This window comes from Acinetobacter sp. F16, from assembly GCF_052712855.1.
Genome location: NZ_JBRATK010000016.1, coordinates 1 through 17,885, shown reverse-complemented (window position 1 = coordinate 17,885; position 17,885 = coordinate 1). Strand labels below are relative to the sequence as shown.

At 41.9% G+C, this 17,885-nt stretch carries 18 protein-coding genes and 3 tRNA genes; 19 read left to right on the top strand and 2 right to left on the bottom strand.

What is annotated here, in order from left to right:
- Window positions 1–5: 5 nt before the first annotated feature.
- Window positions 6–593, top strand: a complete 588-nt coding sequence (gene pgsA, locus ACU0NF_RS10020) for a CDP-diacylglycerol--glycerol-3-phosphate 3-phosphatidyltransferase (RefSeq protein ID WP_067869548.1) — start codon at window positions 6–8, stop codon at window positions 591–593.
- Between the two features lie 672 nt (window positions 594–1,265).
- Here the strand turns inward: pgsA and ACU0NF_RS10015 are convergent.
- Both ACU0NF_RS10015 and argH read right to left on the bottom strand, forming a co-directional pair.
- Window positions 1,266–1,535 (bottom strand): oxidative damage protection protein, encoded by a 270-nt coding sequence (locus tag ACU0NF_RS10015; RefSeq protein WP_131271294.1) that lies wholly within the window; start codon window positions 1,533–1,535, stop codon window positions 1,266–1,268.
- 11 nt (window positions 1,536–1,546) lie between these two features.
- Window positions 1,547–2,977, bottom strand: coding sequence for an argininosuccinate lyase (argH, locus tag ACU0NF_RS10010; RefSeq protein WP_445661029.1), 1,431 nt, complete (start codon window positions 2,975–2,977; stop codon window positions 1,547–1,549).
- Between argH and ACU0NF_RS10005 the strand changes: the two genes are divergently transcribed.
- The 18 genes from ACU0NF_RS10005 to ACU0NF_RS09920 form a co-directional block, all read left to right on the top strand.
- On the top strand, window positions 2,968–4,122 hold the full coding sequence (locus ACU0NF_RS10005; protein WP_445661028.1) for a sensor histidine kinase: 1,155 nt from the start codon (window positions 2,968–2,970) through the stop codon (window positions 4,120–4,122). The genes argH and ACU0NF_RS10005 overlap by 10 nt on opposite strands.
- Before the next feature lie 54 nt (window positions 4,123–4,176).
- Window positions 4,177–4,917, top strand: coding sequence for a LytR/AlgR family response regulator transcription factor (locus ACU0NF_RS10000; RefSeq protein WP_131383154.1), 741 nt, complete (start codon window positions 4,177–4,179; stop codon window positions 4,915–4,917).
- Window positions 4,918–5,024: 107 nt separating this feature from the next.
- On the top strand, window positions 5,025–5,942 hold the full coding sequence (gene hemC / locus ACU0NF_RS09995) for a hydroxymethylbilane synthase (protein WP_445661027.1): 918 nt from the start codon (window positions 5,025–5,027) through the stop codon (window positions 5,940–5,942).
- Window position 5,943: 1 nt separating this feature from the next.
- Entirely contained in the window at window positions 5,944–6,723 is a 780-nt protein-coding gene (locus ACU0NF_RS09990; protein WP_445661026.1) for a uroporphyrinogen-III synthase, read from the top strand.
- On the top strand, window positions 6,720–7,562 hold the full coding sequence (locus ACU0NF_RS09985) for a hypothetical protein (protein WP_445661025.1): 843 nt from the start codon (window positions 6,720–6,722) through the stop codon (window positions 7,560–7,562). The genes ACU0NF_RS09990 and ACU0NF_RS09985 overlap by 4 nt, the downstream gene beginning before the upstream one ends.
- Window positions 7,563–7,569: 7 nt before the next feature.
- On the top strand, window positions 7,570–8,763 hold the full coding sequence (locus ACU0NF_RS09980) for a heme biosynthesis protein HemY (RefSeq protein WP_445661024.1): 1,194 nt from the start codon (window positions 7,570–7,572) through the stop codon (window positions 8,761–8,763).
- A gap of 10 nt (window positions 8,764–8,773) precedes the next feature.
- Window positions 8,774–9,202: an acyl-CoA thioesterase gene (locus tag ACU0NF_RS09975; RefSeq protein ID WP_445661023.1), complete on the top strand. Its 429-nt coding sequence runs from the start codon at window positions 8,774–8,776 to the stop codon at window positions 9,200–9,202.
- A 155-nt stretch (window positions 9,203–9,357) separates the two neighbouring features.
- Entirely contained in the window at window positions 9,358–9,684 is a 327-nt protein-coding gene (locus ACU0NF_RS09970; protein ID WP_445661022.1) for an H-NS histone family protein, read from the top strand.
- Between the two features lie 171 nt (window positions 9,685–9,855).
- On the top strand, window positions 9,856–10,599 hold the full coding sequence (gene gspN, locus ACU0NF_RS09965) for a type II secretion system protein N (protein WP_445661021.1): 744 nt from the start codon (window positions 9,856–9,858) through the stop codon (window positions 10,597–10,599).
- On the top strand, window positions 10,599–11,438 hold the full coding sequence (locus ACU0NF_RS09960) for a type II secretion system protein N (RefSeq protein ID WP_445661020.1): 840 nt from the start codon (window positions 10,599–10,601) through the stop codon (window positions 11,436–11,438). Before gspN ends, ACU0NF_RS09960 begins: the two co-directional genes overlap by 1 nt.
- A gap of 43 nt (window positions 11,439–11,481) precedes the next feature.
- A complete protein-coding gene (gene gspD, locus ACU0NF_RS09955; RefSeq protein WP_445661019.1) occupies window positions 11,482–13,752 on the top strand; it encodes a type II secretion system secretin GspD in 2,271 nt (756 codons plus the stop codon).
- Window positions 13,753–13,821: 69 nt separating this feature from the next.
- Window positions 13,822–14,559 carry an FHA domain-containing protein gene (locus tag ACU0NF_RS09950; protein WP_445661018.1) on the top strand — a complete coding sequence of 246 codons (738 nt, stop codon included), beginning with the start codon at window positions 13,822–13,824 and terminating at the stop codon, window positions 14,557–14,559.
- A gap of 93 nt (window positions 14,560–14,652) precedes the next feature.
- Window positions 14,653–15,321 carry a phosphoglycolate phosphatase gene (locus ACU0NF_RS09945; protein ID WP_445661017.1) on the top strand — a complete coding sequence of 223 codons (669 nt, stop codon included), beginning with the start codon at window positions 14,653–14,655 and terminating at the stop codon, window positions 15,319–15,321.
- 118 nt (window positions 15,322–15,439) lie between these two features.
- On the top strand, window positions 15,440–16,933 hold the full coding sequence (gene trpE, locus ACU0NF_RS09940; RefSeq protein WP_445661016.1) for an anthranilate synthase component I: 1,494 nt from the start codon (window positions 15,440–15,442) through the stop codon (window positions 16,931–16,933).
- Between the two features lie 98 nt (window positions 16,934–17,031).
- Window positions 17,032–17,107, top strand: a tRNA-Thr gene (locus ACU0NF_RS09935).
- A 147-nt stretch (window positions 17,108–17,254) separates the two neighbouring features.
- Window positions 17,255–17,330: transfer RNA gene (locus ACU0NF_RS09930), tRNA-Gly, on the top strand.
- Between the two features lie 18 nt (window positions 17,331–17,348).
- A tRNA-Thr gene (locus ACU0NF_RS09925) sits at window positions 17,349–17,423 on the top strand.
- Window positions 17,424–17,569: 146 nt separating this feature from the next.
- Window positions 17,570–17,885, top strand: a 316-nt coding sequence (locus ACU0NF_RS09920) for a GTP-binding protein (RefSeq protein ID WP_445661015.1), incomplete at its 3' end; no start/stop codon positions are given.

Genomic DNA, 17,885 nt, shown 5'->3' with positions numbered 1-17,885 from the left:
TGTCTATGACTACAGGTCGCATCCTGAATATTCCAAATATCTTGACTTTGGCGCGTATAGCTTTAATACCTGTTTTTTTGTTGGTGGCTTATTGGCCGCCTACAATTGGTGTTGCGGAACACGACACTAACATGACTCGTCACATTATTTTAACGGCGATTTTTGTGGTTGCTGCGGTAACCGACTGGTTCGATGGTTATTTGGCACGTTCACTGAATCAAACTTCAGCCTTTGGTCGATTTCTTGACCCTGTAGCCGACAAGTTGATGGTCGCAGCTGCGTTGATTGTTCTGGTGCAATGGCAACCGAGTATTTCCATGGCATTTGCGGCAATTGTAATTATTTCACGTGAAATTACCGTATCTGCTTTGCGTGAGTGGATGGCTGAATTGGGCGCACGTACCAATGTTGCAGTATCAACCGTCGGTAAATACAAAACGGCTTTTCAAATGATTGCGATTTCAGTGTTTTTACTGAATTGGCAACCGCTTGATACTTTAGCTTATCTTTTGCTCTATACCGCAGTGATTCTGACTTTATGGTCCATGTTTATTTATTTGAAAGCTGCATGGCCGTATTTAAAACAACCTTAAATTAGATTTAAAAAAGTAATAAAAGACACCCGCTTTAGGGTGTTTTTTTTGACTTTGATTTTCGTTTAGAAATTTATCATTTAGAAATCTATAAATAAAAAACTATAAATAAAAAAAATCCTAGATTTTGGGGGAAACCTAGGATTGAAATCGGGTATTAGTTATATGTTTTATAAGATGTTTAACCATCTTCCTGAAACTGATTATAGAAGAAGGGATGCTATGAATCATGTAGGTTATTGTATTGTAATGTAGAGTTTTATTGAGAAATGTAGCTCTGGTTTACAGTTATTTCTAGATGTAAAAATTTTCTTTAAAAGCCCTAAATAAAAGGGATTCTTTCAGGTTAAAGCTGGCGCTGGTAAAGACTCTTATCTTGTGTAATGCACAGTGCAGCGCTCTTATTGGAATTAAAAAGGAGTCCTTTTACAAACTCCTTGAAATTATAGCTTCTCGTCTTGTGGCGTGGCGGAGCAGTAGATTCCATCAATAAAAAAGGAGCCTTTAAAAAGACTCCTTTATGACATTAGACACTACGCGCTTTGCTTATCTTATGTGATTTTCAGAGCAGCTTAAAAAAGAAATCCCCAATAATGGAGATTTCTTTTCAGATTAAAGCCTGCGCGAGCAAAGCTCTTGCCTTGAGTAATTTTCAAAGCAACGCTTTGAAAATTACTCAGGCTTTAGGCCTTCAGCTTTTTCGAGTGATTCATCGTTACTGAAGAACTTTTCACGTTGCTCTTCTAAAAATTTCTTCGCATCCGGTTCAAACACGTTTAAGCGCTTTTCATTGATCAGCGTGGTTTGGTGTTTCAGCCATTCTTGCCAAGCTTGTTTAGATACGCTGTCAAACAATTCTTGACCTTTTGCACCCGGGAAGGGCGCAAAATCTAAACCTTCCATTTCTTTTTGATACTTACGGCAAAATACTTGTCGAGACATATCATTATTCCTTAAGCGTAAAGTTTTTCTAAGCGTGTATAGGCACGAGCAATTGCAGCTTCAACTTGAGCCGGGGCAGTACCACCAATGTGGTTACGGGCATTCACTGATGCTTCAAGTGTCAATGCTTTTTCGAACACGTCTGCTTGAATCAAATCAGAGAACTGTTGAAGCTGTTCAAGTGTCAGTTCAGACAAATCTTTCGATTCTTGAACACCAAGTGCAACCGCTTTACCCACAATTTCATGTGCATCACGGAAAGCAACGCCATTTTTAACCAGGTAATCTGCAAGGTCAGTTGCAGTTGAGAAGCCACGAAGCGCTGCTTCACGCATGATTTCGATATTTGGAACCAGTGCAGGAATCATGTCAGCAAATGCCATCAATGAACCACGAACGGTATCAATCGCATCGAATAACGGTTCTTTGTCTTCCTGGTTGTCTTTGTTATATGCCAAAGGCTGACCTTTCATGAGCGTTAATAGACTCATTAAGTCACCATAAACACGACCGGTTTTACCCCGAATCAATTCAGGAACATCCGGGTTTTTCTTCTGCGGCATAATTGAAGAGCCTGTGCAGAAACGGTCAGGAATGTTCACAAACTTGAACTGCGCAGACGTCCAAAGAATCATCTCTTCAGACATGCGTGATAAATGCATCATGATGAGTGATGCAGCAGCATTGAACTCAATACCGAAATCGCGGTCAGAAACTGCATCTAACGAGTTTTCACACACTGCTTCAAAACCTAAAAGCTGGGCTGTGTATTCACGCTCAATTGGGTATGTTGTACCTGCCAGAGCAGCAGAACCTAAAGGTAAACGATTCACACGTTTACGGCAGTCAATTAAACGCTCAGAGTCACGCACCAACATTTCAAACCATGCCATTAAATGGTGGCCGAAAGTCACTGGTTGAGCCGTTTGTAAGTGAGTGAAGCCCGGCATAATGGTTTGGGTGTTTTTAGCAGCCAAGCCCAAAATCCCTTTTTGTAATTTTTCCAGTAATTTTAAGATCGCATCAATTTCGTCGCGTACATATAAACGAATATCGGTTGCAACCTGGTCGTTACGGCTACGACCGGTATGCAGTTTTTTACCTGTGATGCCAATACGTTGAGTCAGACGAGACTCAATATTCATGTGTACATCTTCTAGGTCAACACGCCATTCAAAATTACCCGCTTCAATGTCCGCTTGAATGGCGGTTAAGCCAGTGATGATATCGTCACGTTCTTGCTCGGTGAGTACGCCAACTTTTGCCAGCATGGTTGCATGTGCAATAGAGCCTGCAATATCTTGTTTATAAAAGCGTTGGTCAAATTGTACAGATGCTGTAAATTCAGCAACAAAAGCGTCAGTAGCTTCAGAGAAACGACCGCCCCACATACCCGAAGTTTGGGTTTGTGACGGATTTGAGGAATTAGAAGATGTGGTCATGTCGGCTCAATAAGATAAAAAGCATTAGAACTAAAAACAGTATAACAAATTCAGGTTCACTTGCCGAAGGACAAGACGACCAAACTTTTGCTGATACGCAGGGAAATAAAACATACGCTTATTTTTTTACGAAAATAGGGCGTTGGCAACATTTAATCGAACTATTTATTGCCAGTAATATTTTGGCGATGATTTTGGCGTTAGCAGAAGCGCAATCATGGACGGCTTTAAGTGTAGAACGTTTATTGCAGTATATGTTATTCATTAACTGGGTTTTGCTGGCTTTTGTTGCATTGGTCGAGCTGTTTCAGAAAAAAATTCAGCCTTTAAATTTCGGGCAGGCTTTGGTTGTCGGCTTTATTCTGTTGCAGATGATCGTTTTAGTGACCACCGTGGTACTGAATGGTGTGATTTATTTTGGACAGAATTTTCAAATCCACGGTTTAAGCCGCGATGTTTTACTGGATGGAATGATGTTACATCTCAGCTATGGTGTGCTGATTGGAACCTTCTGTTTTCGCTATCTGTATTTGCGCGAACAATGGGCGCGCCAGCAGAACAGTGAATTGCATGCACGTATTCAAGCCATGCAGGCACGAATTCATCCACATTTTCTGTTTAACAGTTTAAATACGGTGATCAGTTTAATTACCATTGATCCAGATAAAGCAGAACAAATGTTACTGAATTTATCACGACTATTTCGTGCAAGTTTTAAAGAACTTAAACTGGTGCGCTTAAAAGATGAAATTGAACTGTGTCAGCATTATTTGGCCATCGAGCAGATGCGGTTGGGTGACCGTTTACGCGTAGAGTGGAAATATGATGATGAGGTTCTCTTTTCTCAGGTACAAATTCCGTTATTAACTTTACAACCTTTGGTGGAAAATAGTATTTTTCATGGTGTTGAAAAATTTTTAACAAAAAGTACGATAAGCATATTGATTGAAGTATTGCAAAATCAAGTAAATATAGTTATTACTAACCCTTATACACAGGATAAAATAAATTTACGACAAGGAAATGGTATTGCAGTTGAGAATGTGAAGCAGCGTCTAGAAGCTTATTATGGACGGACTGTGATCTTTCAGACATACGCGGGAAAGGGAATATTTACCACAGTTGTGCAATATCGATATAAATAAAAAAATCAGAGTTAACCTATAAAAAAAATGATGTTGACTGTGAAAGGAGGAAGAATGGAGATCCTGATTTGTGATGATGAACCTCTCGCAGTAGAGCGATTATCACGTTTAGTCACCCAACTGGGGCATCAAGTGGTTGCCACCGCGACTCATGGTCAGCAGGCAATTGACATGGTTCAGTTTTATGAGCCAGACGTGGTGCTTTTAGATATTCAAATGCCGGAAATGGATGGTTTGAGCTGTGCACAGCACTTGCGCCAGTTAGAGCCCATGCCCGCCATTATTTTTTGTACTGCTTATGATGAACATGCGCTAGATGCATTTAAATCACATGCAGAAGGCTATCTATTAAAACCGGTCATGCAGCAAGAATTACAACAGGTTTTAGATCATTTAACCAAACTGACTCAAGCACAAATGAGCACTTTAAAACAAAAAGAAGATATGAACGAACTCAATATAAAACGCCACCAAATTGTGGCAAAAACCTACCGTGGGGTAGAACTGGTTCCTGTGGAAAATATTTATTATTTTTTAGCAGATCAAAAATATGTCACGGTACGCCATAAAAATGGCAGTGTGCTGATTGATGAAACCTTAAAAGACCTGGAAAATGAATTTGGCGACCAATTTGTTCGGATTCATCGCAATGCCTTGGTTTCAGTACATTTTCTGGATGGACTAGAAGTGATTAGTTCGGGGCAGTACCAGGTGCGTTGCCGTGAATTGGAGGAACGTCTGGCCGTCAGCCGACGTCATTTACCCAATTTGAGAGAACGAATACAAAAAATGTAATTCTCTTTTCATGATTTTGGTGACAACAACTGTGCAAATTCACTTGCATTTTCAAGTCAGCGCGTTAAGTTTAGAATAACGCACTTAATTGACTGTTTCTAAAATTTATGAAGATTTTGAAGATTGCAACTCGACAAAGCCCGCTTGCATTGTGGCAGGCTGAACATATTCGTGCCCGTTTAGAGGCATTGCATGCTGATCTTAAAGTTGAGTTGGTGACCTTCGTGACTCAAGGTGACAAAATTTTAGATACCCCTTTGGCAAAAATTGGCGGCAAAGGTTTATTTGTTAAAGAGCTAGAAGCAGCCTTGCTGGATGGCCGTGCAGACTTGGCCGTTCACTCCATGAAAGATGTTCCTATGGCGCTGCCTGAGGGGTTGAGCCTGGCGGTGATTTGTGAACGTGAAGATCCTCTGGATGCTTTTGTATCCAATACCTATAACAGTTTTGATGAATTACCGCAGGGTGCCAAAGTAGGCACTTCAAGTCTGCGCCGTAAAACCCAGATTTTAAAACAACGTCCTGATTTAAACATTATCGATTTGCGCGGCAATGTGGGGACGCGCTTATCTAAACTGGATTCTGGTTTGTACGATGCGATTATTTTGGCAAGTGCGGGTTTAAAACGCTTAGGATTGGCTGAACGTATCCGTCATACCCTGCAACCTGAAATCAGTTTACCTGCAGTTGGACAAGGCGCACTTGGCTTGGAATGTCGTGCCACAGATCAGGATGTACTCGATTTAATTTTACCGCTTTTACATGCTGAAACCGATGTGTGTGTTCGTGCAGAGCGTGCTTTCAATGCCTATTTGGAGGGCGGTTGCCAAGTGCCAATCGCAGGCTATGCCACTTTAAATCAGGGGCAAATTCATATAGAGGGTCGTGTGGGAAGTGTAGATGGGGTAACGCTATTGAAAGTTCAACTCAGCGGTGCTCCAGAACAGGCTGAGCAATTAGGGGTGAGTCTCGCGCAGAAATTGCTGGAACAAGGTGCAGGTGATTTGCTTAAAGCGCTTTACTAATATGCTGTTTATTAATACCCGTCCTCAGGATCGTGCAGAAAAACTGAGTCATGCCTTGCGTATGGCTCAGGTGCCTGTTTTGGATTTGCCTTTACTGGAATTGGTGGCTCGACCTTGGTCGGCGGCATTATTTGAGTTGTATCAGCAATTGCTGGCTGCGCAGGTAATTGTGGTGGTCAGTCCAACTGCTGTTCAGGTGGGGATGGATTATTTACGACAAGCAGAGATTAGCCTTGATGAACTTCAGCAGATCCAGTGGATTGCGGTAGGTGAAACCACGGCGCAAGCCTTAGCGACTTATGGCATTGCTGCTGAAGTTCCTTTGGTTGAAACATCGGAAGGAATGTTGCAACTTCCAATGCTTAAAAGCATGAATGCTGGAACCTACATTGCTTTTTGGCGGGGTGAAGGTGGGCGTCCATTTATGATGGATCAGTTAAAACAGCAAGGCATGCATATTTTAAATTTTATTTTATATGAACGCCGTTGCCCTTTACTCACTCAGCAGAATCTTTCCAATATATTGCCTTTATTAGAACAACAACAACAGTATGCTATGGTGGTGAGCAGTGAAGCGAGTTGGCTAAACTGGATTAAGCTGATGCAAGGTCAAAATGCGATTATTGCAAAAGGACATTACTTTGTTTTGGGTGAACGCTTGTATCAAGTTGTTTCAGATTATAAGAAAAATCAATTCGCATGTTTTAATGTCACGCGATTACCTGATTTAAAGACAGATTCAATTTTGCAGCAGATTGTTGTTGTGCAAGGGAACACATGAAGAAAATTCTCATCTTATTACTCATTTTAAGTTTGCTCTGGATTATAAAATTAAGTTATGACGTATTTAATATCTCTGCACAACAAACAGAATTAAGCAGCAGTCTGCATCGTATTGAACAGAGCAATGCAAATTTAAATGACCAGCTTGTGGCCTTGCAGCGTCATGTAAATGTTGACGACGGGACAGTAGCGCAGGGTGCTCAAGCAGAGCATGATTTAAAAACCCTCGAAGCATCAACTATTGATCCCATTGTGGTGATTAAACAGCAGCTGGATTTGATTGAATTTATGCTGAAGCAGCAAAAATTGAATGAAGCCTTAGATAAATTAATCTATTTAGACCGAAGCCTGGAGCAATATGCTTTAGCACCCTCACTGAAGCAGAGTTTGCATCAGGTGATTGAAAAAGATCAGCAAATGATCCAACAGTTTGCAAGTGCCAGAGCTGCACAGCAGACCAAAGTAGATGGATTGATACACCAGCTAGACCAAGCCTTAACCCAGGAAATAAATACGCCGCAATTAAGTTCAGGCCAAGCACAAAATAAATATTTCTGGCAGCGCTGGCTAGTTGTTGAACCTGCAAAACAACCTGCTATTGCTTTAATGCAACGTCCATTGATTTTAAAAGAGGCGCAGCTCCGATTATTGTTGGCGCATCAGGCTCTACAGCAAGGACAATATTTAGAATATCAAGAATCGCTGACTGAAATTATCCAATTGTTAAATCAAATACCGGATGAGAAATCACGCCAGCTGATTCAGAATATCCAAAAAATAAAAGGATTTACTGTTGTTCCTACGCCAAGTTTAAATACGCGTGCATTATTGGGGTGATGGATCAATGAAACAGGTTTTACTTGCCTATGCTTTTATCAGCTTAATTGTTATCGCTGGACTGAGTATTTTAAGTTACGGTTATGGCGCGGGTTATGTTTATTTATATTGGCGTGAATGGCAAATTCAAACCAATATCTGGGTGATTTTTATTTTCCTGGCTTGCTTAAGCTTAATCATTCAACTGCTCTGGTTGGTAATTAAGCGCTATTTAACAAGAGAACAACGCAAGCTAGAAACTGTTTTTAATTTTAAAAATTTACATCCCTATGAACAATTGGCTGTGGTGTGGCTGTTAGAAGCAGCTCAAGACCAGCATGAATTTATTCAAGGGGTATTTTCCAAATCCGGTTTATTAAAAGGCATTATTGGTTCACGATTATATTGGATGCAGCAGCAATATCCACAAGCACTCGCCATATTAAATCAAAGCAATACCATGGCATTTGAATTGGCTGAAATACAACGAATTGAAATTTATCTGGCTCAAAATGATGGAGAACAAGCTTTAACCCATCTTGAGTTTTTAAATCAGCATGAACTTTCGCCGTGGTTAAGCGATGTAAAAACTGCCTATGATTTGCGTTTAACCGCATTATGGGGAAAGTTTGCCCTGCAATTTCCATGGATGTATTTGCGTTCAACTAAATATGGTCATTTGGGAACCGAAACCAAACAGGAATGGTTACAACAGTTATTGCTTAATTTTGATCAGGCGAATGTTGAGGATTTACAAAATTTACAACAACGTTATTTAGACTTGCAAGGTCAAATTTATAACCGAGATTATGAGATAAAAATTTTGTGGCTTAAGGTATTATCTCGAATGCCTGAAATGAGTCAGTCGCATGAAGACTTGGCATTACATTTGTTGGATGAGCGATTTAATCAAGACGTTTTTTATTTATGGTTCCAGCAGCAATTGTTGAAGCAAAATCCGGATTATGCAGGGGTTGAGCAACGAATTAATTATTGGGAAAATAAATATCCTTCTTTGCCGGTGTTTAGCTTTGCTAAATGGCATATATATGAGGCAACTGCACGTTATGCTGAAGCTGAGCAATTGCTTAAATTATATCCAGATAATGTGATGATGAATTATTTAAGAATTAAATCAACTTTGAAAGGTCAGGATGATTTAATTAAACAGTTAAATTTAATATTTGAAAATAATGCGAATTTTGTTGAAATAAAAATATGAGACTAAATAAATGTTAACCCTGTCAGATTATCCGGTTATTCATGAGCAGCCAGTCGCCTGGGGAGATATGGATGCTTTTGGGCATGTAAATAACGTGATGTATTATCGTTATATCGAAAGCGCCCGCATTCGTTATATGGATGAGCTGAATATTTTTCAACAAGATGTTTATACAGTGGTTGCGTCAAATCAGTGCAAATATATCCGTCCGGTATTTTATCCCGACCAGCTCAAAATTGGAGTGCGGGTTGAGGAACTTCGCAATAGTGCATTTCGTATGAGTTATTTATTATACAGTGAAGCACAACAAACTGTGGTTGCATTGGGTGAAGCAGTCATCGTTTGTGTAAATAAAGACTCAATGCTTAAAACTGAAATTCCTGAAATTATTCGTCAAAAAATCACTGAAATTGAATTAAACGTAAATCATTTGATTTAAAAATATTTAAAGCAGTTACTCTATAACTATTAAAGAAATGTACAATCTGTTTTAAAGATTGTGGTTATTTAAAAATTTATATTGAATGTTTTAGATAATAAAAATATTATGATCGAGTTTGAATAAATAAAATTAAAATCTGTTTAGGAGTTATTATGATGCCGGATATTAGTAATTTATCTGTTGAAGAGTTAAAACGTTTGCAAGTTGAAGCAGAAGCATTAATTGCTTCTAAAAAAGATCAAGCGGTTGAAGACGCTTATCAGCAAATTGTCGATATTGCAGATAATGTAGGTTTGTCGATTGAACAAATTTTGGAATTTGGCGCAACCAAACGTAAAAAAAGCACACGTAAATCTGTAGAGCCACGTTACCGTAGTAAACAGAATCCCTCTGATACCTGGACGGGTCGCGGTAAACAACCACGCTGGTTGGTTGCTGAACTTGAAAGCGGTGCGAAACTGGAAGACTTCCTGATCTGATTTTAAAATTCATGAGATGGTCATCTATTTAGATGAGACTAAAAAACCAAGCATATATGCTTGGTTTTTTTATATCTTTGAATTGGCGTTGTGGAAAAAGTGTGCATAATGTCTATAGAAAGATAATATCGTGGCTCAGGGAAGAATAATAGATATGTTGGTCGTGGTGGGATGATAAAGAAACCCAAATACATCACGTGGTGGATCTTTGCCATCATCGTTTTTTTTATTTTCGTCTTACTCCAAATTCCAGCGGCTTGGCTCATTTCAAAATTTTATAAAAATAACCAGGTCTTGCAAAATGTAAGCGGCAATATTTGGCAGGGGCAAGCAGATTGGCATAAAGGCAACCTAAGAGGGTCGTTGAGTTGGAAAACACGGCCATTGGATCTGTTTTTGCTGCGTTTAGGCGCGCATATCGAAGTCCATAGCGGGCATACCCAGCTTGATGCTATTGCAGGTTATGGCTTGGGCAAGAAAGTCATCATTCATGATTTAAATGGACAAATTGCACCTGAGACCTTAAAAAATATAGTGGATTGGCAGTGGCCTACAAATGCCATTCAATTACAGAATATCAATTTTAACTATAAAACAGAGCAGGGCTTTTCACAGGCAGATGGTCAATTACAGTGGGCAGGCGGCGAGCTGATTTATACCTATGCCCAGCGACAGGACCGGATGAATATGCCGTCATTGAAAGGAAAACTGTCAGATGAAAATAATAAGCTGATGTTTGACCTTCGTGACCAGCGTGATCAAAAGCTGATTGCTTTAGAACTGGATCCAGGCTTGATGCTGGATGTGCAATTGACCCAACGTTTATTGATGAATATTGCTTCCTATAACGGTAAGGCAGGTTTGGATACTTATGTCATTAGTTCGAGACAACCTTTGTTTAGAGGTGGTTTCTAATGAATGAATGGATCGAAAAAATTCAGCAATTAAACTGGAAGCAGGCAGACCGTGCTGCACCGATATTACTGGCACTGCTAATTTTATATTTATGCTGGAAGTTGGCGAGCATTTTTTGGTTGTTGATGGCTCCACCTCAAGTTATACAGTTAGAGCGGGTAGAATTGGGCTCACAACAACCGCAAGTTCCCAATATTTCTTCATTTGCCCTGTTTCAAGAAGCGGGCAAGACCGCTGCTGCGGACGAGAACTTAAATCTGGTCTTGCAAGGTGTGGTGATGGGTTCTGCAAGTCAATTTTCTTCTGCGGTGATCAAAGTCAATGATGTGGCAGATCGTTACCGTGTAGGGGAAAGTATTAATACCACCGCCTACCAGTTGGCCGAAGTGTATTGGGATCGAGTGGTCTTGCGCCAAAACAATGGTACGACTCGAGAGTTAGCGTTTAAAAGAATGGAAAATGGGCTGGATCAGGCGATTGTCCAGCCGGTAGTGACTACTCCAAACTCAAATTATCAATCGAATCAGGCAGTGCCGAGTCAGGAAAGTAGCGCTCTGGGGCAAGCCGTACAAAAAATTCAGGAAGACCGGGAACAATATTTAAAAGATATGGGGGTGAATGCAGCCGGTGGGGGTTATGAAGTCACTTCAAGAACGCCGGCAGCATTACGCAGCAAGCTGGGTTTACAACCGGGCGACCGGATTGTGTCTTTAAATGGACAGACTGTGGGACAGGGACAAAGCGATGCCCAGTTGCTGGAACAGGCGAGACGCGAAGGTCAAGTTAAATTGGAAATAAAGCGTGGTGATCAAGTGATGACCATACAACAAAATTTTTAAGTGATGCATTGTCACATTATAGGGTTAGGAAGCACGGAATTTTATGGCTTTATTTAATCATCATCGTTCAGTTTGGACCTTATTTGCAGCTGCACCACTTATTGCTATGGTGAGCACTGCAAGCCATGCTCAGACATGGAAAATCAATTTACGTGACGCTGATTTAACTGCATTTATTAATGAAGTGGCAGACATTACCGGGAAAAATTTTGCTGTAGACCCGCGTGTACGTGGCAATGTGACGGTCATTTCCAATAAACCCTTAAATAAAGCTGAAGTTTATGAGTTGTTTCTCGGGGTATTAAATGTCAATGGCGTGGTGGCGATTCCTTCGGGCAATACCATCAAACTGGTGCCGGATAGCAATGTCAAAAGCTCGGGCATTCCCTATGATGGCAAGCAGCGGGCTACGGGTGATCAAATCGTGACGCGGGTCATCTGGCTTGAAAATACCAATCCGAATGACTTGATTCCTGCAATTCGCCCTTTAATGCCGCAGTTTGCGCATTTATCCGCAGTCGCAGGAACCAATGCGCTGATTGTCTCAGACCGTGCCAATAATATTTATCAGCTTGAAACCATTATCCGGAATTTAGATGGTACAGGACAAAACGATATTGAGGCAGTGACCCTGCAATCGAGTCAAGCTGAAGAAATGATTGGTTTACTTGAATCAATGAGTTCTACTGGAGCAGCCAGAGATTTAAAAGGTTCGCGTATCCGCATCATTGCTGATACCCGTACCAACCGGATTGTGCTTAAAGGCGATACGGTGACGCGCAAGCGCATCCGTCAAATGATTGAAATGCTGGATGTGCCTGCGGCAGACCGTTTGGGTGGCTTAAAAGTCTTTCGTTTAAAATATGCCAGTGCGAAAAATCTGGCAGAAATTTTACAAGGCTTGGTGACTGGTCAGGCGGTTTCAAGTTCATCAAATTCCAACAGTTCATCATCAAACAGCAATAGCACGATGAATAATTTGGGTAATAGCAATTTGAATAATTCCACCAGCGGCTCATCTAACATTTCAACTCCAAGTATTAACCTGGGTGGTGGCTCGAACAGTAATAATCAAAACAGCATCACCAGTTTTAATGGCAATGGTGTCAGTATTATTGCCGATGACAGCCAGAATGCGTTGGTGGTGAAGGCTGATCCACAATTGATGCGTGAAATTGAATCGGCTATTCAGCAGCTGGATATCCGTCGTCAACAGGTGCTCATCGAAGCTGCCATTATTGAGGTTGAGGGGAATGATGCCGATCAACTGGGTGTGCAATGGGCGTTAGGTGACTTAAGTAGTGGCATTGGATTGATTAGTTTTGACAATGCAGGGACAAGTCTGGCCAGTCTGGCAGGTGGTTATTTAACGGGTGGTTCTGCCGGTTTGGGTGCAGCAGCAGCCGGATTAAAAGGTACTTCCTTAATTCTGGGCGATTATAAAGAAGGCAGTGATGGATCTCGTCGACTCTATGGTGCGCTGATTCAGGCACTGAAAAGTAGAACAAAATCCAATTTGCTTTCTACGCCCTCCATTGTGACCATGGATAATGAAGAAGCCTATATTGTAGTTGGTCAAAACGTACCCTTTGTCACAGGCTCTGTCGCCACCACTACAGCCGGTATTAATCCCTATACCACGGTTGAGCGTAAAGATGTCGGTGTGACTTTAAAAGTGGTGCCACATATTGGTGAAGGTGGCTCGGTTCGTCTGGAAGTTGAGCAGGAAGTTTCCGCAGTGCAAGACAAAGGTCAGGCACAGGATTTAGTCACCAGTAAACGTGCTATTAAAACCTCAATTTTGGCTGAGCACGGCCAGACCATTGTTTTAGGTGGGTTGATTTCGGATAACTCGATTCATGGTCGTCAGTCTGTACCGGGTTTGGGCGCTATTCCAGGGATAGGACGTTTATTTAGATCTGACGTTAAATCCAATGAAAAACGTAATTTACTGGTCTTTATCCACCCGACCATTGTGGGTGATGCTAAAGATGTGAAGCGCTTGTCTCAACAGCGTTATAGCCAGTTATATAGCTTGCAGCTGGCCATGGATCAGGATGGGACTTTCTCGAAATTACCGGAAAATGTAGATGATATTTATCAGCAACGTCTACCAGTGACCCCTTCGGCTCCAAAAGTACCGGATTATCAAACGGTGCCATCAGGGGGGCAAAAACAGTCTAATGCTGCTGTTGTCACTACGCCTGTGGCGATTGAGCCAGTCGTGCAAAGACAAATCGTTCCAGTTCCACAGTCTGAAGTTGAACGAACTAAAAATACCGTAACTACGACCACGATTCGATCAGGTTCTTAACAGAGGATGTAAAGAATTGCAGATTTGCCGTGATATGATGAAAAAAAATCGCAAAGAGAAGTGCATTTCATGACTTGGAAAATACAAGCAATTACCGGTGAATTGACGGGACAAGAAATTAGCATCGACCGTGATATGGTGGTCGGTCGTCATCAGAGCGCAGATATTGTATTGCAAGCCGGGGAAATCTCACGCAAGCATGCGGCTTTCTTGCTAAAAGACCAGGCCTTGTCGGTGCAGGATTTAAACTCATCTAACGGCACATTTGTAAATGATTTACAGATTGAACATGAAACCTTGTTGAAACAAGGCGATATTGTCCAGTTTGCCAGTCTGAAATTTTCCGTACTGGAACCAGCGCAAGAAGTAGAATTGCCGGCCGAAATTGAAAAAACAGTCGCAGCATTAAATCAGGATGAGACGGTAGCAGAAGCAGCACCTGTGAGTGAACAGCCTTCGGAAGCGGTTGCTGTTTCTGAAACGGCAGCAGCACAAGCTAAAGAAGCATCTAAAACAGTTGCTCAGCAAATGAATGATCAGGGCATGCCTGAGCTTAAAGAGCGTGATAGCAATGTTCAGGTCAGCCGTGATGGCATGCCGCAACAAGTGGCTGTACCGAAACCTGCACCGATTCCTGAAAGTGTGGACCTGAAGGCCGTTCCAGAGAAGCAGGAGCCAGCCGTGGTTGAAACCCCTGCATCTCGTGTAGAGCAAGTTAAAGAAGAGCAAAAAAATGCATCGGTTGGCTTAATGACCATTATTGCATTGATTATCCTTGCAATCATCGCATGGTTATTCTTTAAATAAGGCTGTGCTCGACATACAATTAAGGCATGCAATCGCATGCCTTAATCATTTGGGTTACTGTGGTTGGATGAGATAAATTTTGAGAGGAACAAGATGTCTGTAGCAAAATTGGCAAGTCGTGAGCTTATTTTATTTGACTTGGATGGCACACTGGTGGATTCCGCATCTGATTTATATCGCGCCATGAACATGAGTCTGAATGTTTTGCAATTACCCAAAGTGACTGAAGAACAGGTTCGGACCTGGGTGGGCAAGGGCACCTCACTTTTTTGTCATAGCACTTTGCAGTATTTAACCGGACAAGTTGATCCTGCTCAACATCAGCATTTATTAGAGACTTTTTTAGAAATTTATAATGCCGAGCCTTGTGTAGATACCCAGCCTTTTACCGGGGTGGTGGATTTCTTGGACTGGGGTTTAAGTCATAATAAGCGAATGATCTGTGTGACCAACAAGCCAGAACAACCTGCGCGCATGATTGTGGAAGCTTTGGGCTTAAGCAAATATTTTGTCGATGTCATTGGTGGTGACCGCTTTGAAGAACGTAAACCGCATCCACGACAGTTACTGTTTTGTGTTGACGAATATGCGGTCACTGCGGCAGAAACTTTAATGATTGGTGACTCGAGCAATGATGTAGAGGCCGCACGACGTGCAGGAGTGGATTGTATTGTGGTTAGCTATGGCTATAATCATGGAGAAGATATTCAGGATTGCCAGCCACAGCAAGTGGTCGATGATTTAACAGAATTACTCGTGTAAGAATTTAAAAGTAAGGATATTGGAATGAGAAATTGTATGGTTTTTCGATGGCGACACTAAGTCAGATCACACCAAAACGAACTTAAACCCGCCCATATCGAAAACATAGAGAATACTCATGACCACTCAAATTCAGTTCGACAGCTTAAAGTCTGACGGTTATAACCTGATTCCAGTTTACCGCCAACGTCTGGCCGATACCGAAACACCACTTTCAGTATTTGCGCGTCTTAAGGATCACAGCCAGGCCTATTTGTTTGAATCGGTTGAAGGTGGTGAAAACTGGGCACGTTATTCCATTATTGGTTTGGGTGAATCTACGGTTTTTTCATGCAATGAAAGTGTTTTAACCATCCAGCAAGCCGACGGTTCCATTGCAACCCAAGCCTGTAGCGATCCATTTCAGTATATCCGTGATTTTCAAGCCCAGTTCCATGTGCCAACGCAAAAAGACTTGCCAGCCTTGCCGAGCTTTACCGGTGGCTTGGTGGGTTACTTTGGTTATGATGCGGTGCGTTATATTGAACCGCGTTTAACCAATGTTCCAGCAGCCGATCCAGTCGGATTGCCTGATATCTGGATGATGCTGTCTAAAACAGTAATCGTGTTTGACAACTTGAAAGATACTTTATTCTTGATTGTGCATGCAGATGTTAATGATCCAGAGGCCTATATCAAGGCACAACAACAATTAGATGACTTGGAAGCTGTGCTCGCTCAACCGATCAGCCTGCAAGCAAAAAAACATACGGCACCACATTTTGAATCGCTTACAGGCAAAGAAAAGTATCTTGAGTCGATTGAAACAGTAAAAGAATACATCCGTGCAGGCGATGTGATGCAGGTGGTACCGGGGCACCGTATGGTGTCCGATTTCGATGGCGAGCCATTACAGGTTTATCGCGCGCTACGTCATCTCAATCCATCGCCATACTTATTCTTGGTTCAAGGTCAAACTTTAGAGAATAAAAAACCGTTTCATATTGTCGGCTCTTCTCCTGAAATTCTGTCCCGTCTGGAAAATGGCATAGCAACCGTTCGTCCACTGGCAGGGACACGTCCGCGTGGCAAGACCAAAGAAGAAGATCTGGCCTTAGAAAAAGACCTGTTGTCTGATGAAAAAGAGATTGCTGAACATTTAATGCTGATTGACTTGGGTCGAAATGATGTCGGACGGGTGTCAAAAATTGGCAAAGTGCAGGTGACTGATCAAATGGTGATCGAGCGTTATTCGCACGTGATGCACATTGTCTCGAATGTACAGGGCGAAGTTCGCGATGATGTCGATGCCTTGGATGTGTTTAAAGCCACTTTCCCGGCCGGAACACTGTCTGGTGCACCAAAAATCCGTGCCATGGAAATTATTGACCAAGTCGAGCCGGTAAAACGCGGTGTATTTGGTGGTGCGGTGGGTTATTTAGGCTGGCATGGCGAAATGGACATGTCGATTGCCATTCGAACCTGTGTCATTCGTGAAAATAAGGTCTATGTACAGGCAGGGGCAGGGGTGGTGGTAGACTCAAATCCTGAATCTGAATGGAATGAAACCCAGATAAAAGCTCGCGCAGTGATCAAAGCGGTTGAATTATCATCAAATGGATTAATTTTATGAGTTTTTGAGCTTTTTTTTAAAAAAAACACTTGCAAGGTTTCTGGGTTTTGCTAAACTGCACACCGTTCCAATACGAAACGTACGAAACACTAAGAAACGCCGGCATAGCTCAGTTGGTAGAGCAACTGACTTGTAATCAGTAGGTCCACAGTTCGAATCCGTGTGCCGGCACCATCTTGGAAGTTTCAAGAAGTGAAGTAACAAGAACGACACTGATGTAAGTGTAAAATGGTGAGGTTCCCGAGCGGTCAAAGGGGGCGGACTGTAACTCCGCTACGAAAGTATTTTAAGACTTCAAAAAGTGGATTGTACCAACATCGTGCGGGAGTAGCTCAGTTGGTAGAGCGGCAGCCTTCCAAGCTGCATGTCGCGAGTTCGACCCTCGTCTCCCGCTCCATATTGAAGTACTTATTATGCTCTTATAGCTCAGTGGTAGAGCACTCCCTTGGTAAGGGAGAGGTCTCCAGTTCAAATCTGGATAAGAGCTCCAGATATACAGTTTAGTGACTAGTTCACAAATTTTTAAAAAGCAGGCTTATTAGTCTGCTTTTCAAGTATTGGGTGTTTAGTTTTTTAGGCGACCTGTCGAAGCTGAGTTGTTTAAGACCGTGTTCGACGTAAACGAGGAAGATCATCATGGCTAAGGCTAAGTTTGAACGTAATAAGCCACACGTAAACGTGGGTACAATTGGTCACGTCGACCATGGTAAAACAACTTTAACTGCTGCAATTGCAACAATCTGTGCAAAAACTTACGGCGGTGAAGCGAAAGATTACGCAGCAATTGACTCTGCACCAGAAGAAAAAGCACGTGGTATTACCATTAATACTTCACACGTAGAATACGATTCTCCGATTCGTCACTACGCACACGTAGACTGTCCAGGTCACGCCGATTATGTTAAAAACATGATCACTGGTGCTGCTCAAATGGACGGCGCGATCCTTGTAT